General features: G+C 72.3%; 3 protein-coding genes and 1 pseudogene. 2 read left to right on the top strand and 2 right to left on the bottom strand.

What is annotated here, in order from left to right; genetic code table 11:
• Positions 1-181: Lrp/AsnC ligand binding domain-containing protein (locus VGL20_15595; GenBank protein HEY2705105.1), on the top strand; the 181-nt coding region annotated here is incomplete at its 5' end.
• 288 nt (positions 182-469) lie between these two features.
• On the opposite strand, the pseudogene VGL20_15590 reads toward VGL20_15595, so the two are convergent.
• Positions 470-874: pseudogene (locus VGL20_15590) on the bottom strand (Clp protease N-terminal domain-containing protein).
• Between the two features lie 21 nt (positions 875-895).
• Positions 896-1,384 (bottom strand): hypothetical protein, encoded by a 489-nt coding sequence (locus VGL20_15585; protein HEY2705104.1) that lies wholly within the window; start codon positions 1,382-1,384, stop codon positions 896-898.
• Positions 1,385-1,523: 139 nt separating this feature from the next.
• Between VGL20_15585 and VGL20_15580 the strand changes: the two genes are divergently transcribed.
• On the top strand, positions 1,524-1,835 hold a 312-nt coding region (locus VGL20_15580), incomplete at its 3' end, for a tRNA 4-thiouridine(8) synthase ThiI (protein ID HEY2705103.1).

Genomic DNA, 1,835 nt, shown 5'->3' with positions numbered 1-1,835 from the left:
CTACCTGGTCTCCGGGAGCGACGACTTCCTGATCGAGGCGGCCATTCCCGACCTCGCCAGCTACGAGAAGGTGCTGCTCGACCAGATCCTGGCCGTCCCGGCGGTCGCCACGGCGCGGTCCACCTTCGCCATCCGCACGGTGCTCAGCCGCGGCCCGCTGCCGCTCGACCACTGGAGGTAAGCGTCTGCGGCGCTACTCCGCCTCCGCCTCCCCCTCCGGCGCCTCTGCCTCCGGCGCCTCTGCCTCCGGCGCGGCGGCCGGCGGTTCTTCCCGGCCGGCGTCGATGCCGAGGTGGCGCTCGATCGCGGACAGCCGCCGGTCGATGCTGGCCAGCAGGTCCATCACCTCGGCTAGCACGTCAGCGCGAATCCGCAGCTGGCGCCCCATCGAGACGGCCCGCGCCTGCGGCCCCGGCGCTTCGGTGACCTCGGCCGCGAGTTCGGAATCGGCCAGCATGGTGACCGCCTCCCGCACGGTCTGCGCGGTCGCGCCGAGCCGCTGCAGGATCTGGGCGCCCACGCCGTCGCCTTCGTCGATCAGCCCGAGCAGCAGGTGCTGCGTGTCGATGACCTCGCTGCCCATGGTCAGCGCCTCGCGCAGCGACAGCTCGAGGATCTTCTTCGCCCGGGGGGTGAACGGGATGTGCCCGTGCGGGTGCTGCTGTCCGGGCCCGATGATCTCCCCGACCTGCTCGCGTGCCGCGGTGAGGGTGACGTTCAGCGATTCGAGCGCCCGCGCCGCGATGCCTTCCCGCTCGGCGAGCAGGCCGAGCAGCAGGTGCTCGGTGCCGATGTAGTTGTGGCTGAGCCGCTGGGACTCTTCCTGGGCAAGCACGACGACGCGCCTGGCCCGGTCGGTGAACCGCTCGAACATCATCGCCCCTTCAGAGCCCGGTCAGCGCCGCTGCGAGTGCGCGATGTTGATGACGACGATGGCCAGCCAGACCACCAGCACGATGAGCACCTGGGCGACGGCGTCGACGTGGTGGCTGACCACCGCGGCCGTCGCGCCGATGCCGATGCCCAACGACCCGAGGCCCAGGATCATCCCGGTGACCCCGTTGTTACGGCGGGGCGCCACCTGTGGCGAGCTGGCGCCAGCCGGCGACGCGCCCGCGGGCGCCCTGCTAGCGGCGTCGCCGGGGTAGCCGGGCGGCACGATCTGGTGGCCGGGGGACAGGTAGCCCTGCCTCGGCGCCGCCTGCTGGTGTCCCGCGCCCGTGCCGCCCGCGCCCATGCCGCGCAGCCGCGCGTCCACCCGCCTGTCGATCTCCTCGCCGATGCGCTCGATAAGACCTTCGGCGAGCGCCGCGTCGTAGCGCGGGCCGAGCTCGGCATGGGCCGCCACCGAGGCGGCGATCTCCTCACGCTCGTCGGCGTTCACACCCGCACGGTACGTCGCCCGGCTCCCCGGGAGCAAGGACGAAGGGGAGGAAGTCGCGTACGTTCTGGATAATCTGATTTTCCCTCGCTAGCAGGCAGTCATGGCTGGCGGCCAGAGCTGGCACACTGGAGGGATGTCCATGACCGATCCCGTCACCGTGGCCGGGACGGCGGAGCAGGCCGCCGGGGAGCCGTGCGTGCTCCTCAAGCTTGGCGAAGTCGTCCTCAAGGGCCGTAACAGGCACCAGTTCGAACGGATGCTGCAGACGAACATCCGGGCCGCGGCCAGGGACACCGGGCTGCCCGTCGAACTCCTGCCCCGCGAGGGGGTGGTGGTGCTCCGGGTGGCCCCCCAGGAGCGCACGGCGGCCGAGCACGCCGCCGCGGTGGACCGGGTGGCCGAGCGGGTCAGCGACGTGCCGGGGATCGTCCGGGTGTGCCGGGCGGTGCGG

This window comes from Candidatus Dormiibacterota bacterium, from assembly GCA_036495095.1.
Classification (GTDB): Bacteria; Chloroflexota; Dormibacteria; order Aeolococcales; family Aeolococcaceae; genus CF-96.
Note: the sequence above shows the minus strand (reverse complement) of the source record. Positions and strands in the feature narration are given on the sequence as shown.